The organism is Streptosporangium sp. NBC_01469 (assembly GCF_036227305.1).
Classification (GTDB): Bacteria; Actinomycetota; Actinomycetes; order Streptosporangiales; family Streptosporangiaceae; genus Streptosporangium.
Genome location: NZ_CP109465.1, coordinates 266,893 through 281,172, shown reverse-complemented (window position 1 = coordinate 281,172; position 14,280 = coordinate 266,893). Strand labels below are relative to the sequence as shown.

Here is a 14,280-nt window from a genome sequence, read left to right as displayed (position 1 = left end):
GTTCAGTCGCGAAGAGCTTGGGCGAGCGCGGTTCTCACTCGTCCCAGGCAGTCGTCCGGATCGGGCAGGGCCGCGAGCTGGTGGGCGAGATCAACCTCCCACGAGCTCGCCGTGCCGGAAGGAACGGAGGAGAACATACGGAGTGACGGGGCCCATCCGATGACACGCCGCGCCAGCGCGATCGCTTCAGCGTCGATCATTCCCCGGTCCGCCAGCTCCGCGAGATCGGCGAGGTCACGTGGCGCGAACCGACCTCCTTGGAGGGCTGTGAGTATCGGCCGGAGAGGTCACGCGGTCGGATGACTCTGATTCCCCGCTCGTAGAGCTCGGGAGGGATCGTCACCGATTGCCTCACGACTATGCCAGTAATACCCTGGCAGGCAATTTTCATAATACTGATGGTTGAGCCGGCCCTCGATACGCGTCTCAGTGATCTCGGTGAGACGCCGAATCCGGTTCTCGTCCCCCAAGTGCCGGACCTCCGCCTCGAACCGCTCCGGCCCGCCCGCGGTTTCGATCGCCCGCTCCAGGTGGCCGCTTTCACGCCACCCGCGATAACTGCTCATCGGGTCGTCTCCTTCTATTGGATCTCGGTACGGCCGACTCCGTGGGACCGGGGCCGGACTAGGAGATCATCGCCCGGCCCATCGAAGGACTTCCACCGGTTCCGTACGGAACTCCAAGACGTGATCCGCGCCAGAGAGTGATCTCACACCCCGGCATGCCCGTCGGGTGGAATCGGGCGGGAAGCGGTGGACAGCTGACTTGTTCAGGTGCCGACCAGAAGACTTGTCACAGCAGCCCGTCCTTCACCCCGAACTCCTGGTCGACCTTCTCTCTGATCTCCCGGGACCTGGGGTTGTAGCGGGCGTAGAAGTCCCGGCCACACTCCAGGTCCTCGATCGCCGCACTGATCTCCCGCTTCAGATACGGCTCGGCCTGGTCGGGTGTCAGCTGCGGGATAAAGGAGTCGGCGCCTCGGGTATCCGGGTTCTGCGCGGCCCCCAGTCTCGCCGACTCGGCCTCGAACCTGAGGCGGCCGTTCTGGGAGATCTGAGTCGGTTTGAGCGAGGTTATCTTGTGGCCTCTGGCGCTGAGGCATTCGCCGAAGGAGCGCGCGAGCTCGACGAGCTGGGCGTCCCCGTTGAGGGCATCGTCTTCGAGCTGCTCGGACCTTCTGTTGATCTGGGTGAAGGCGTCGGACAGCGAGGTCGCCTTTTTGCCGGTGAGTGTTGAGAAGGCGGTCCCGTAGCAGGCCGCGTCCGCCGCGTCCCACGCTGCTCGCTGGGTCTGCGACAGGGATCTGAGAACCGGCTGGTTGGGGTTGTCGAGCCCGTGCTCGTTGTAGAGCTGGGGGTAGAGGTGGCGCGCGAATACCCCGAAGCCATATTTGTGCCGATAAAGCTTTATCTTCTGGTACTCGCCGGTCTGCTCCTGAATTTTTTCCGGTACGGGCACCCTGGGTGCGGGCACGTCCGCCGTGTATTTGAAGCCTTTGCGCTTCATGCAGTCGACACGCGTCGCCTCCATCAGGCGGCGCTTGTCCTGCGGCTCGGAGGTCGAGGCCGCGGATCCGGCGGCGAGCGCGCCGCCGGTCGGAGCCTCGCCGCATCCGGTCAGTACGGCCAGGGTGAGAACGGCCACGGACACGGACACGCTCGTGGTTGCTCGTGGCATGGTCGGGATCCTTTTCCGTGATCGGAAACGCGGCCGGGTAGTGGTTGAGGTCCTCACAGGAGTTCCTTGCTCACGCCCAGCTCTCGCAGGACCTTCTCCGAGACCTCGTCGTCCTTCGGGCGGTGGGCGGCGTAGAAGTCCCTGCCGCACTCCAGGTCCTCGATCGCGGCCTGCACCTCCCTCGCGAGATAGGGCGCGGCCTCCTCGGCGGAGAAGGCCGGGATGTAGACCCCGGCCCTGATGCTGTCGTCGCGTTGGGCGACGGCTTCGAGCCCGACCACGAAATGCGACTGGGCGCTCATCTCGATCTCGGTCGGCTTGAGGGAGAAGACCCGGACGCCCCTGTCCCGCAGGCAGGAGCCGTAGTCGCGGGCGAGCCGGACGAGCTCTGGGTCGCCGTCGATCTCGCTTGATCTGAGCCGTGTGGAGATCTCGTCCATCCGCAGCCGCAGGGCATGCTCGTCGGTGAACGTCCTGCCGGTTAGCTCCTTGATCGTTTCTGAGTAGCAGGTGTCGTTCGCGACCGCCCACTGCGCGCGCTGGGTCTCGGACATCGACCCCTGGAGCCTCATGTCCGCCTGCACGCGTGAGCTGGCCATCAGCTTTCTCATGCTTCCGGCACGTAGCTCGGGATCGTCGGGATAGATGTAGTCGGCGAACCTTCCGAAGCCGTACTTCTCGCGATATTTCATCATCGCCCGGTAGTCCCCTGCCGATCTCAGCTCCTCGTCGGCGGAGATCTTCCGGGGTTCGGGGATGTTCTGGACGTACTTGAAGCCCTTCCGCTCCATACAGTCGGTGCGCATCGTCTCCATCAGATGGCGCCTGTCCTGCGGGCCGCCGGTGGGTGCCGGCTGCGTGCTCTGCGCTCCCGCCGCGGCGCAGCCGGAGAGCAGCAGCAGGAGGAGACCGGCCGCGGGCATGGTCGTGAGAACTCGTGTCATCGTTGGCCTCTTTCGGCGTGCGGGGATGGCCGCGGGGCGGTGGCGCCCGCGGAGGAGGGGAAGGTCCGGAGCCCTCTCGCGGGGGTGGCTCTGTCAAAGGTGATCAGCCTGATCCACGCCGGACGGCCCGGTCAGAGTGGGGCGTACCGCCTCGCGTGGTGGGGCGCGGCGGTGGCGAGGCCGGTCAGCAGGATGAGCAGCGCCAGGTGGGCCAGGTCCTTCTCTCCGTGCGCGCCCAGGTTCTCGGCGTAGACGGCGCACACCGGGATCAGATAGATCGCGGAGGCTACGGCCCACCGCGGGTCGCGGGCCACATGGCCCGCCCAGACGGCGAGCAGGAGGGCTCCGACCTCCAGCCCGATCCTGACCGCGATGTGCGGACCGGCGCCCTCGGAGAGGTCGAGGCCCGCCGGGTCCGCCCCGGCGAGCAGCGGGGCCGCCGGAAGCCAGAGCCAGGAGCGTCTGCCGACCCGGGGTGCGCGGGTGGCCAGCACCAGCAGGCCCAGCACGACCAGCGCGTAGCCCACCATCGGCGCCACCGGGCCGCCGCCCCCGTAGAGCGCCCCGCCGCTCCAGAACGGGTCCGGATCGACCGGCAACACCGTCAGGTCCAGCCAGGTGCGGCCCAGCGTGATCGAGCAGACCTTGACCGCGACCAGCGTCACCACCGGCAGGGCGGCCCGCACCCGGCCGAGCGTGATCAGGATCACGGCGAGTGCCGACAGTCCCACCCACAGGGGGATGGTCGTCGTGTACGGCACCAGCATGGCCAGCTGGGCGACGGAGACCGCCAGGATCCCCAGATGGAGCCCGTCGGCCCAGCCGGGCCGTTCCGTGGTGCCGATCATCCGCGTCCGCAGCCCGCCGATGACCAGGGCGAGGGACTCGCGGGCCGAGGGCGCGGTCCGTCCCGGCTCGGCGGTGGCGAGCAGTATCGCGACGAGCTCGCCCCCATGCCCTTTCCGGTAGGCGCGGGGGTAGGCCCGCAGCAGCCACCGGTACCGCCGTTCCAGGATTTCCGCACGGGTGCGGTGGTCCGTGGCGGCGACGGTCATGAGAACGCCGATCCCGGACGGAGGATCCGCGCCGTCACCACCGAGGCGGCCTGCTGCATTCGCAGGGCCTCGGCGCCGACCAGGGTGCGGCCCTGGTCGGTGAGGACGAAGTATCTTCTCGGCCGCCCCTCGACGACCTCCTCCCGGTCGACCGCGATCAGTCCGTTGGCGGCGAGCCGGTCGAGCGCGCCGTAGAGCGTGCCGACCGGCAGCCTCACCCGGTTCTCCGACAGCTCCAGGGTCTGTTTGATGATGGCGTGCCCGTGCAGCGGGCCGTCGAGCAGCGAGGCGAGGATGAAATAGCTGGGCTCGCTGACTGTGGATGATCCTTTAGCCATGCGGAGGACCATACTTCGTCTCGCGAAGTATGGTCAATGCGTGACGTACGGAAAGCCCGCTCCGCCGGGTGGTCGCGCACCCAGGGCGGGACCGTGGGCGCGCGCGCCGTACGATGATCCGCATGTCGGACCCCCAGGTGACCTACGACGACGTGGTCGCCGCGCGTGAGCTGCTGGCGGACGTCGCGCTGCGCACCCCGCTGATCCACTCCCACGTGCTCTCCGAGATCATCGGCGGGCCCGTCCACCTCAAGTGCGAACACCTGCAGCGCTCGGGCTCGTTCAAGATCCGGGGGGCGTATGTCAGGATCGCCGGGCTGAGCGAGGAGGAGCGGCGGCGCGGGGTGGTCGCGGCGAGCGCGGGCAACCACGCGCAGGGGGTCGCGCTCGCGTCGGGGCTGGTCGGGACCAGGGCGACGGTCTACATGCCGCGGGGGGCGCCGCTGCCCAAGGTGGCCGCGACCCGGTCGTACGGCGCCGAGGTGCTCTTCGCGGGTGACACCGTGGACGTCGCGCTGGAGCGGGCGAGGGAGCACGCGGACCGGACCGGGGCCGTGTTCATCCACCCCTTCGACCATCCCGACGTCATCGCCGGGCAGGGCACGATCGGGCTGGAGATCGTGGACCAGCTGCCCGAGGTCGGCACGATCGTGATGTCGCTGGGCGGGGGTGGGCTGGCGGCCGGGGTGGCGCTCGCGGCCAAGTCGCTGAGGCCGGGCATGCGGATCGTCGGGGTCCAGGCCGAGCGGGCCGCCGCCTACCCGGCTTCGCTGTCCGCCGGGCATCCGGTGGAGGTCAGGCCCGCCTCGACGATGGCCGACGGCATCGCGGTGGGCCGTCCGGGCGAGCTGCCCTTCGAGCTGATCCACTATCTGGTCGACAGCGTCGTCACCGTCACCGAGAGCCAGATCTCCCAGGCATTGGTGCTCTGCCTCGAACGAGCCAAGCAGGTCGTCGAGCCCGCGGGCGTGGCCGGGGTGGCCGCGATCCTGGCCCACCCGCAGGTCTTCGAGCCGCCGGTGGTGGCCGTGCTCTCCGGGGGCAACATCGACCCGCTGCTGCTGGCCAAGGTCCTCCGGCACGGTCTGGCCGCCGCCGGGCGCTATCTCACCCTGCGGGTCCCGCTCTCCGACCGGCCGGGCGCGCTGGCGGCGCTGCTGTCGCGGCTGGCGGAACTCGGCGCGAACGTGCTCGACATCGTGCACGAGCGGCTGGGCATGCACCCTGGGGAGGTCGAGGTCCAGCTGCAGCTGGAGACCAAGGGGCCGGTGCACTCCGAGGAGGTGCTGGGCTCCCTGCGCGTCGAGGGATACAAGATCATCGTCGCGTGAGCCGACGGGTCATCCGACGGGGGGAGTCGACCGGGTGAGCCGCCGAAGGAGCCGATGGGGGGAGTCGGCGGGGAGTGAGGAGCCGCCGTGGTGGCGGGAGGTGCGCCGCCGGGTCGTCGGGCCCGGTCACGGCGGTGGACGGACGGCCTTCCTACCCGGATGGCCTTCCTACCAGGTGGTCGGCTTCTTCGCGGTGAACAGCCAGGCGTCGAAGAGGGCTCCGAGCTTCTTGCCGGAGATCTTCTCGGCCATCGCGACGAACTCCGGGGTCGTGACGCTTCCGTACCTGTGTGTGGCGTTCCACTCCTTCAGGAGCCTGAAGAACGCCGGGTCGCCGATCCGCTGCCTGAGCGCGTGGAGCGTCATGCCGCCCCGGGTGTAGACGGAGTTGTTGAACAGGTCGTCCGGCTTGGCCCGACCGGGAGGGTAGCTCCAGATGGGGTCGTCGGCCCCGGCGCCGTACTGCCTGCGGAAGAGCTGCTCGGCGGTGGCCTGACCCTCGTGCTCCGACCAGAGCCACTCGGCGTAGGTCGCGAAGCCCTCGTTGAGCCACAGGTCCTTCCACCGCGTGATGCTGAGGCTGTCACCGAACCACTGGTGGGCCAGCTCGTGGGCGATGATGTCGTCGCCGGGGGCGAACCCGCCGTACATGGGCTTGGTCTGGTTCTCCAGCGCGTAACCGGCGGGGAAGTCGTCGACCACGCCTCCGGTGGAGGAGAAGGGGTAGGGGCCGAAGATCGTGCTCCAGTAGTCGGTGACCCTTCCCGACACGTCGTACAGCTTCTGCAGCGAGCCGCGGAACCTCGGGTCGACGGCCGCCAGGTTCTTCAGACCTCCAGGGGTCCTGCCCTGGAGCATCTCGAACTTGCCCAGCGTCATGGTGGCGAGGTAGCTGGCCATCGGATGGCTCTCCCGCCACCGGAAGGTCGTCCTGCCCCCGGCCGTCTTCGGCGTGCCGACGAGCTCGCCGTTGGCCAGGGCGGTCAGCCCGGCGGGCACGGTGACCTCGAAGTCGTAGCTCGCCTTGTCCGAGGGGTGGTCGTTGCCGGGGAACCAGGTCTTGGCGCCGTTGGGCTGGCAGGTGACGAACGCGCCGTCCCGGGTCGGGATGAAGCCGTACGTGCCCAGGTTGGAGGAGCCCCGGACCGGTTTGGGCTCGCCGGCGTACGCGACCTCGACACTGAACGCGGCGGCGTTCGGGATGGACGCGGCCGGGGTGACGTTGAGCTCGGTCCCGGCCCTGTCGAATTTCGCGGGCCTGCCGTCCACGGTGATCCGGCTGACGGTGAAGCCGGAGAGGTCGAGGTTGAAGCTCGCCAGGTCCTGGGTGGCCCGCGCCTCGATCCGGGTCACTCCCGACAGGTGCTTGGAGGGCGGGTCGTAGCTCAGCGTGAGCCCGTAGTGGCCGACGTCGTAGCCGCCGTTGCCGTCGGTGGGGAAGTCGGAGTCACCGATCCCCGGGGCGCCGGGTACGGCTCCGTGACCGGCGACGACGTCGGAGGCTGAGGCGACCGGCTTCAAGGGGCTCACGGTGGAGGTGTCCGGCTTCACGGAGCTCACCGCGGGGACGCTCTCCCCGCTCGACGTCGAGCAGGCGACCGTGCCGACGGTCCCGAGCGTGCTGAGAAGAGCGGCGGTCGCCGTGGTGGCCAGCCGTTTGGACGCCATACGTTAAAGCCCCTTTCCCGGCCGGACGGCCGAGCCCGTGAAATGGCACACTACGCGACTGACCTGCGCCGATCAGGCGTCTATGACAAGCGTCCTGGCCGCGATGTCGTGTACGGCCTGCTTGCGTGGATGGAAAAGGATGAAAGCCACATCTATCCAGCCCAGGCAGCAGGTGGAGTACATCAGCCACGTGACCAGTTCACGGAGCGCGACCTGCCCGACACCGGCCTTCTTGCCGCTGATGTCCGCCACGCGCAACCGGAAGATCTTCTTGCCGAGCGTCTGACCGTTCCAGAAGGCGGTCAGCAGCCAGTAGTACAGGAAGCCGATGACCGCCACCAGGAGAGTCTCCGCGTAGGGTACCTGCACCGATAGACCACTCTCCGCGCCCGTGACGGTGGTGACGGTCCGGTAGGTGAAGGGCGAGGAGATGAGTCCGACGACGAGAAGGTCGAGGATTCCGGCGAAGAGGCGGCGCCAGCGCCCGCCCAGCCTTATGCCGCCCGGCCAGGGAAAACCGCCCGGCGGCTCCCCCGCGGGCGCGTGACCGAAGACGGGGCCGTGGCCCGGCCCATGACCTGGCCTGTGACCCGGCCAGTGGCCCGGCCCGTGACCCGGGCCGGGGGCAGGCTCATGGCCGGGACCGGGGCTCGGTCCGTGGCCGGGCCGGGGATCGGGGCCGGGGTCAGGTGCGTGGCCGGGGCCGGGGCCCGGACCTTCGCAGCCCGGTCCGGGCGGTGCGGGATCGGACCACGGGTCCGATCCCCGGTCGTCCGGCGGTGGCGCTGCTGATCCCATTCAAGGGTGATCACCACAAGGCCGCCACCGCAAAGCCAAGGGCGGTTATGGGTTGCCCCCGAGCCGGTCCTCGGTCACAGGTTGCCCCGCAGGTCCTGCTCGCGCTCGATCGCCTCGAAGAGCGCCTTGAAGTTGCCCTTGCCGAAACCGAGCGAGCCGTGCCGCTCGATCAGCTCGAAGAACACCGTCGGACGGTCCTGCACCGGCTTGGTGAAGATCTGCAGCAGGTAGCCGTCCTCGTCCCTGTCGACCAGGATCCCGCGCTTCTTCAGCTCCTCGATCGGCGCGCGGACCTCGCCGATGCGGGCGCGCAGCTCGGGGTCGTCGTAGTAGGAGGCGGGGGTGTCCAGGAAGCTCACACCGGCCTCGCGCATGTGGTCGACGGTGCTGAGGATGTCGTTGGTGGCCAGCGCGATGTGCTGCACGCCGGGGCCGCCGTAGAACTCCAGGTACTCGTCGATCTGCGACTTCTTCTTGGAGATCGCCGGCTCGTTGAGCGGGAACTTCACCTTGCGGGTGCCGTCCGCGACCACCTTGGACATCAGCGCCGAGTACTCGGTGGCGATGTCGTCGCCGACGAACTCCGCCATGTTGGTGAAGCCCATGACCCGCCTGTAGAACTCCACCCACTCGTCCATCTTGCCGAGCTCCACGTTGCCGACGCAGTGGTCGACGGCCTGGAACAGCCGGCCGTTGCGTACGTCGGGGGCCGCCACCAGGGGCTTCGCCGCGATGTAGCCGGGCAGGTACGGGCCGCTGTAGTTGGACCTGTCGACCAGGGTGTGCCGGGTCTCGCCGTAGGTCGCGATCGCCGCCGTCACCACCTTGCCGTGGTCGTCCTCCATGACGTGCGGCTCCGCCAGCCCCCGCGCGCCCCGGGCGAGCGCGTGGGCGTAGGCGGCCTCCACGTCGGGGACCTCGATGGCGAGGTCGATCACGCCGTCGCCGTGCTCGGCCACGTGGCGGGCGACCCCGGTGCCGGGGCGCACCGCTCCCCGGAACTCGAACCTGGCGGAGCCCGAGGTGAGGACGTACGCCACCTCGTCCCGGCTGCCGTTCTCCGGGCCCCGGTAGGCCACGAGCCGCATGCCGAACGCGCTGGAGTAGTAGTGGGCGGCCTGCTTGGCGTTGCCCACCGCGAAGACCACGCAGTCCATACCGTTCACAGGAAAGATGTCGCTCATGCGAATACTGTCTGTTTTTCTGGGCTGTTTGTGCAACAGTGTCTTCAAAGACTGCACAACATGCACACCTACTCACCGATCATCGCGGAGTATCTGTACATCATGACGATCGACCAGCTCGACGCCCGGCTCATCGCCCTGCTGGCGGCGGAGCCCCGGCTCGGGGTGCTGGAGTGCTCGCGGCGGCTCGGGGTGGCCAGGGGGACCGTGCAGGCGCGCCTCGACCGGCTGACCTCCCGGGGGGTGGTCACCGGGTTCGGCCCCGACGTCGACCCGGCGGCGCTCGGCTACGACGTGACCGCGTTCGTGACCCTGCAGATCCGCCAGGTCAGCGGGTACGATCCGGTCGCCGACCAGCTCGCCGCCATCCCCGAGGTGCTGGAGGTGCACACCATCACCGGCGGCGACGACATGCACTGCCGGGTGGTGGCGCGCAGCAATGCCGACCTGCAGCGGGTAATTGACCTGATCGTTGACGTCCGGGGCGTGGTCAGAACCTCGTCGGTGATCGCCTTGGACACCCCTGTGCCATACCGTGTTCTGCCTTTGGTGGCCGATGTCCCGCGCAAGGGGAAGGGCTAGCCGTACCATGCCAAGCAGGGGCCAGACACCGTTATCCATCGTTTACCCTTAACGGTCCGCAACCGTCGGGGGTCAGCGGCGGGTCCTATCGGGGGGTCACGCGTGTTAAAGGGCGGGACGAGCAGTCTCAGGAGGAAGTTCCTGAGGATCACACTCATCGTCTTCGGCGTCGGGATCATCTCGGCGATCGGCCTGCTCGGGGTGGTGTGGGCGATCACCCCCATTCCCGACAGCACGCAGCCGAGGGCCACCGCGCAGGGTTCGGTGATCTACTACCGTGACGGCAAGACCGTGCTGGCCAGACAGGGTGTCAACCGCAAGAGCGTGGCCCTCGACAAGGTGCCGCTGAGCCTGCGCAACGCGGTCATCGCGGCGGAGAACCGCTCCTTCTACGAGGACCAGGGCGTCTCCCTCTCCGGCACCTTCCGCGCCATGTGGTCCACGGTCAGCGGCCAGCAGCTGCAGGGCGGCTCCACGATCACCCAGCAGATGGTCCGCAACTACTACAGCGGCCTCAGCCAGGAACGTTCCATAATCCGGAAACTCAAGGAGGTCATGATCTCCTTGAAGGTGGACCAGTCGAAGTCGAAGGACTGGGTGCTGGAGCAGTATCTCAACACGATCTACTTCGGCCGGGGCGCCGACGGGGTCCAGGCGGCGGCCGGAGCCTACTTCGGCAAGGACGTGAGCAAGCTGAGCCTCGCCGAGGGCGCCTACCTCGCCGCGGTGATCCAGCAGCCCTCCAGGTTCGCCGACCCGCGAGGCCCCGACCTCTCCGCGGCCAGGGACCGCTGGCGGTCGGTGATCGACGGGATGGTGGACACCGGGGCCATCACCTCCCAGCAGGCCGCCACGGTGACCTTCCCCAGCCTCCGCAAGCCCAAGGCGATCTTCGCCCTCACGGGGCAGGAGGGCTACATGCTCGACCAGGTGACGGCCGAGCTCAAGAGCAGGGGCTACACCGACGAGGTCATCAACCAGGGCGGACTGAAGATCGTCTCGACCTTCGACAAGAACCTGATGGCCGCCGCCGAGCGCGCCGTCACCTCGGTCCTGCCGGACGACACCCCCAAGAAGGTCCGCACCGGGCTCGCCGCCGTCGACCCCGCCACCGGTGAGGTGGTGGCCTTCTACGGCGGCCGCAGCTACACCGCCAACAAGTTCGACAACTCCTTCTCGGCCAAGGTGCAGGCCGGATCGACGTTCAAGGCCTACACGCTGGCCGCGGCCCTGGACAACGGCTTCGGCCTCGATACCAGGGTCGACGGCAACTCCCCGCTGCGGATCGCCTCCGCCGACATCCCCAACTCGGGCGACTACTCCTACGGCGAGGTCAACCTCGTCAAGGCCACCCAGAGCTCGGTGAACACCGCGTTCGTCGACCTCGGCCAGAAGGTCGGCCTGAACAAGGTCGTCAAGGTCGCCGAGGAGGTCGGGATCCCCGGCAAGCAGCTCGACCCGCACCGGGGCGCCGCCACGCTCCCGCTCGGCGTGGCCTCGGTGAGCGCCGTCCAGAACGCCTCCGGCTTCGCCGCCTTCGCCGCCGAGGGCGTCCACCGCGAGGCCCACGTGATCCGCTTGGTCACCGACGCCGAGGGCGAGGTCGTCAAGAGCTCCACCAAGGGGAGGCGCGCCTTCGGCGAGCAGGCCGCCATCGACGCCACCTATGCGCTGAGCCAGGTCGTCGAGGCGGGCACCGGCTCCGGTGCCCGCCTCTACGACCGTCCCGTGGCGGGCAAGACGGGCACCACCGACGAGTCCGCAGCCGTGTGGTTCGCCGGGTTCACCCCGCAGCTGGCCGTGGCGGTCGACATGTTCCGCGACGACAACAAGCCGGTGACGGTGAACGGCAGCGCCCTGTACGGCGGTTCCTACCCCGCGCAGATCTGGCGGGCCTTCATGGTCGAGGCGATGGAGGGCAAGCCGGTCAAGGAGTTCAAGGAGCCGTCCAACTACGGCTACTCCCCGTACGACTACAGCTCCGGCGACGAGCAGGGCGACGGCCAGGAAACGGCCACGCCCGGCCCCGACGAGCCGGCCACCCCCGGTCCCGACCAGAGCGCCACCCCCGGCCAGGAGACCCCGGGTCCCGACCAGACCGCGGCCCCCGAGGACGCCGACGGGGGACCGGGCGGTCCCGACGACACCCCCGGGCCACCCCAGGAGGAGGATCCCGGCGGGCGCGGTGGTGATGGCGGCGCGGGCGACAGGAGCGACAGGGGCGGTGGCGACCTCGGTGTCGACGGCCTGGGCCACCGGCTTGGCGACCCCGTTCAGGGCAACTGACGGGGGGACGGGCGCGGTCACGCGGGCGGCGGTGACCGGCTCGGCGACCCCGTCCGTTACGCCTCGCCCGCCAGTTCGGCGCGCAGGGCCGCGGGGGTGGTGACGGGCATCCTGCAGGTGAAGCCGCGGCACACGTAGGCCGCGGGCTCGCCGCCCACCAGACCCCGGCCGGCCAGGAGCGGAACCTCCCCGGAGCCGGAGCCGGAGCCGGAACCTGGGCCGGAGCCCGCATCGGAGCCGGTGGCGGGGCCGGGCTCGCCGAGCGCCAGGACCAGGCCCGGCAGGGGTGACAGCAGGGCGGTCCTGTGCAGGGCGGCCGTCGCCGGATCGCCCGCCGGGCCCACGACCGCGACCTCGATCGGACCGGACACCGCCGCCTGGGCCGCGGCCAGCCCCCACCCGGCGAACCGCGCGTGCCTGTCGGCCAGCACGGTGACCGTGCCCAGGGCCGCCTCGGCCGCCTCGCGGTGCCGGGCCGAGCCGGTCAGCGCGGCGTACGAGAGCAGCGCGCCCGCGGCGGCGAACTGGCCGGACGGGGTGGCGTTGTCGGTCGCGTCCCGTGGGCGCTGGAAGAGCGGCTCGGCGTCGTCGGCGGTGTCGTAGAACCCGCCGGAGCCGTCGGAGAACCGCTCCAGGACGGTGTCGAGCAGCACCTCGGCCCGCCGGAACCAGCGGACCTCCCCGGTCACCCCGTACAGGGCGAGCAGGCCTTCGGCGAGGTCGCCGTAGTCCTCCAGGACCCCGGCGTTGGTGCCGGGCCTGCCGTCGCGGGAGGTGCGCAGCAGCCGGTCGCCGTCCAGGTGGAGCTCGTCGACCAGCACGGCCGCCTCGCGCGCCGCCTCGACGAGGTCCGGCCGCTCGAACAGGGCGCCGGTCTCCGCGAGGGCGGCGACGGCCAGGCCGTTCCAGGCGGCCACCACCTTGTCGTCCCGTCCCGGCCGCACCCGGCGGGCCCGCGCGGCCAGCAGCGCGGAGCGCACCCGGGCGAACCGCTCGGCCTCGCCGGGATCGGGGTCGGCGAGGAGCTGCAGCACCGAGGTGCCGTGCTCGAACGTCCCGGTCACCTCGAACAGCTCGATCGCCCAGAGCCCGTCCTCCTCGCCGAGGACCTCGCGGAGCTCCTCGCGGGTCCAGGCGTAGAACTTGCCCTCCACGCCCTCGCTGTCGGCGTCCAGGGCGGAGGCGAAGCCCCCCTCCGGGGTGCGCATCTCGGCCAGCAGCCAGTCGGCCGTCTCCAGCGCCACCCGCCTGCCCAGGGCGGAGCCGGTGGAGCGCCACCAGTGCGCGTAGACCCGCAGGAGCAGGGCGTTGTCGTAGAGCATCTTCTCGAAGTGCGGGACCACCCAGTCGGCGTCCACGCTGTAGCGGGCGAACCCTCCGGCGAGCTGGTCGTAGATGCCGCCCCGGGCCATGGCCTCCAGCGTCCGCCCGGCCATGGACGTCGCCGCGGCGGCGGTCGCCCGCCGCTCCGCACCCTCCGCACCCTCCGCACCCTCCGTGGCCGCCGCGCCGTAGCGCAGCAGGAACTCCAGGGCCATCGACGGCGGGAACTTGGGCGCCCCGCCGAAGCCGCCGCGGACCGGGTCGAAGGACTCGGCCAGGCTGTGCACGGCCCGCGTGAGCGTGTCCGGGGTGGGCAGCGGCCCGGACGGCAGCGCCGACCGCTCGTTCAGCGCCTCCACGATCTTCGAGCCCTGCTCCAGTACGGCCTCCCGCTCGCCGGCCCAGGTGTTCGACACCCCGGCGAGCAGCCGCTGGAACTGCTGCCTGGGGAAGTAGGTGCCGGTGTAGAAGGGGTGGCCCTCCGGGGTGGCGAAGACCGTCATCGGCCACCCGCCCTGACCGGTCATGGCCTGGGTGGCCGCCATGTACACCGCGTCGACGTCCGGCCGCTCCTCACGGTCGACCTTCACGTTGACGAAGTGCTCGTTCATCAGCGCGGCCGTGGCCCGGTCCTCGAAGGACTCGTGGGCCATCACGTGGCACCAGTGGCACGCGGAGTAGCCGACGCTGATCAGCAGCGGGACGTTCCGCCGGGCGGCCTCGGCGAACGCCTCCTCGCCCCATTCGAACCAGTCGACGGGATTGTCCGCGTGCTGCAGCAGATAGGGGCTCGTCGCGTCCTTCAAGCGGTTCATCAAGACCTTTCCTGCGTACGCGGTGCGTGCGTTCTCCTCGTGAGGTGCGCGGAGGTCGCGCGTCGCGGTTCTTCCCACACGATCCCTCTCACACTAAACCGGGTGAGGGGCGAGGCCGCGAGCGCGGGCGGCGCCCGCCCCGGCGACCGCGTCCGCTCTCCCCCGTCCCCTTCCCTGAGCGCCGGCGGCGGGCGGTGCCGGTTTCGGACGACCCCCGTTGTCTCAGGTGCGGGAGGTGACACCGGGCGGGAAGGTGTGTTCGCCGCGCTTCGGGCGTAG

13 protein-coding genes are annotated in these 14,280 nt (G+C 69.9%); 3 read left to right on the top strand and 10 right to left on the bottom strand.

Annotation, left to right across the window (positions count from 1 at the left end; all coding sequences use genetic code 11):
- Window positions 1-2: 2 nt before the first annotated feature.
- From OG587_RS01275 to OG587_RS01250, 6 genes are all read right to left on the bottom strand, one after another.
- Complete coding sequence (locus OG587_RS01275) at window positions 3-200, bottom strand: hypothetical protein (RefSeq protein WP_329086010.1); 198 nt, start codon at window positions 198-200, stop codon at window positions 3-5.
- Window positions 201-287: 87 nt separating this feature from the next.
- A complete protein-coding gene (locus tag OG587_RS01270) occupies window positions 288-566 on the bottom strand; it encodes a hypothetical protein (protein ID WP_329086009.1) in 279 nt (92 codons plus the stop codon).
- A 226-nt stretch (window positions 567-792) separates the two neighbouring features.
- A complete protein-coding gene (locus OG587_RS01265) occupies window positions 793-1,677 on the bottom strand; it encodes a hypothetical protein (RefSeq protein ID WP_329086007.1) in 885 nt (294 codons plus the stop codon).
- A gap of 53 nt (window positions 1,678-1,730) precedes the next feature.
- Window positions 1,731-2,621 (bottom strand): hypothetical protein, encoded by an 891-nt coding sequence (locus OG587_RS01260; RefSeq protein WP_329086006.1) that lies wholly within the window; start codon window positions 2,619-2,621, stop codon window positions 1,731-1,733.
- Between the two features lie 131 nt (window positions 2,622-2,752).
- Complete coding sequence (locus OG587_RS01255; protein ID WP_329086004.1) at window positions 2,753-3,676, bottom strand: hypothetical protein; 924 nt, start codon at window positions 3,674-3,676, stop codon at window positions 2,753-2,755.
- Entirely contained in the window at window positions 3,673-4,014 is a 342-nt protein-coding gene (locus OG587_RS01250) for a PadR family transcriptional regulator (RefSeq protein WP_329086002.1), read from the bottom strand. Before OG587_RS01250 ends, OG587_RS01255 begins: the two co-directional genes overlap by 4 nt.
- A 122-nt stretch (window positions 4,015-4,136) precedes the next feature.
- On the opposite strand from OG587_RS01250, the gene ilvA reads away from it, so the two are divergent.
- Entirely contained in the window at window positions 4,137-5,345 is a 1,209-nt protein-coding gene (gene ilvA / locus OG587_RS01245; protein WP_329086000.1) for a threonine ammonia-lyase, read from the top strand.
- Window positions 5,346-5,513: 168 nt separating this feature from the next.
- Here ilvA and OG587_RS01240 read toward each other — a convergent pair whose 3' ends face one another.
- The 3 genes from OG587_RS01240 to hppD form a co-directional block, all read right to left on the bottom strand.
- A complete protein-coding gene (locus tag OG587_RS01240) occupies window positions 5,514-7,013 on the bottom strand; it encodes a M1 family metallopeptidase (RefSeq protein WP_329085998.1) in 1,500 nt (499 codons plus the stop codon).
- Between the two features lie 72 nt (window positions 7,014-7,085).
- Window positions 7,086-7,811 carry an RDD family protein gene (locus OG587_RS01235; protein WP_329085996.1) on the bottom strand — a complete coding sequence of 242 codons (726 nt, stop codon included), beginning with the start codon at window positions 7,809-7,811 and terminating at the stop codon, window positions 7,086-7,088.
- 74 nt (window positions 7,812-7,885) lie between these two features.
- Window positions 7,886-8,995 carry a 4-hydroxyphenylpyruvate dioxygenase gene (gene hppD, locus OG587_RS01230; RefSeq protein ID WP_329085994.1) on the bottom strand — a complete coding sequence of 370 codons (1,110 nt, stop codon included), beginning with the start codon at window positions 8,993-8,995 and terminating at the stop codon, window positions 7,886-7,888.
- Window positions 8,996-9,097: 102 nt separating this feature from the next.
- On the opposite strand from hppD, the gene OG587_RS01225 reads away from it, so the two are divergent.
- Window positions 9,098-9,577, top strand: coding sequence for an Lrp/AsnC family transcriptional regulator (locus OG587_RS01225; RefSeq protein WP_329093692.1), 480 nt, complete (start codon window positions 9,098-9,100; stop codon window positions 9,575-9,577).
- A 102-nt stretch (window positions 9,578-9,679) separates the two neighbouring features.
- A complete protein-coding gene (locus OG587_RS01220; protein ID WP_329085992.1) occupies window positions 9,680-11,863 on the top strand; it encodes a transglycosylase domain-containing protein in 2,184 nt (727 codons plus the stop codon).
- 56 nt (window positions 11,864-11,919) lie between these two features.
- On the opposite strand, the gene OG587_RS01215 is transcribed toward OG587_RS01220, so the two are convergent.
- On the bottom strand, window positions 11,920-14,001 hold the full coding sequence (locus OG587_RS01215) for a thioredoxin domain-containing protein (protein WP_329085991.1): 2,082 nt from the start codon (window positions 13,999-14,001) through the stop codon (window positions 11,920-11,922).
- Window positions 14,002-14,280 lie beyond the last annotated feature (279 nt).

What these genes read in the sequence shown, in the direction of transcription:
- ilvA (WP_329086000.1), top strand. Translation starts at nt 4,137, where the DNA reads ATGTCGGACCCCCAGGTGACCTACGACGACGTGGTCGCCGCGCGTGAG.
- OG587_RS01240 (WP_329085998.1), bottom strand. Translation starts at nt 7,013, where the DNA reads ATGGCGTCCAAACGGCTGGCCACCACGGCGACCGCCGCTCTTCTCAGC.
- OG587_RS01235 (WP_329085996.1), bottom strand. Translation starts at nt 7,811, where the DNA reads ATGGGATCAGCAGCGCCACCGCCGGACGACCGGGGATCGGACCCGTGG.
- OG587_RS01260 (WP_329086006.1), bottom strand. Translation starts at nt 2,621, where the DNA reads ATGACACGAGTTCTCACGACCATGCCCGCGGCCGGTCTCCTCCTGCTG.
- OG587_RS01275 (WP_329086010.1), bottom strand. Translation starts at nt 200, where the DNA reads ATGATCGACGCTGAAGCGATCGCGCTGGCGCGGCGTGTCATCGGATGG.
- hppD (WP_329085994.1), bottom strand. Translation starts at nt 8,995, where the DNA reads ATGAGCGACATCTTTCCTGTGAACGGTATGGACTGCGTGGTCTTCGCG.
- OG587_RS01225 (WP_329093692.1), top strand. Translation starts at nt 9,098, where the DNA reads ATGACGATCGACCAGCTCGACGCCCGGCTCATCGCCCTGCTGGCGGCG.
- OG587_RS01265 (WP_329086007.1), bottom strand. Translation starts at nt 1,677, where the DNA reads ATGCCACGAGCAACCACGAGCGTGTCCGTGTCCGTGGCCGTTCTCACC.
- OG587_RS01215 (WP_329085991.1), bottom strand. Translation starts at nt 14,001, where the DNA reads ATGAACCGCTTGAAGGACGCGACGAGCCCCTATCTGCTGCAGCACGCG.
- OG587_RS01270 (WP_329086009.1), bottom strand. Translation starts at nt 566, where the DNA reads ATGAGCAGTTATCGCGGGTGGCGTGAAAGCGGCCACCTGGAGCGGGCG.
- OG587_RS01250 (WP_329086002.1), bottom strand. Translation starts at nt 4,014, where the DNA reads ATGGCTAAAGGATCATCCACAGTCAGCGAGCCCAGCTATTTCATCCTC.
- OG587_RS01255 (WP_329086004.1), bottom strand. Translation starts at nt 3,676, where the DNA reads ATGACCGTCGCCGCCACGGACCACCGCACCCGTGCGGAAATCCTGGAA.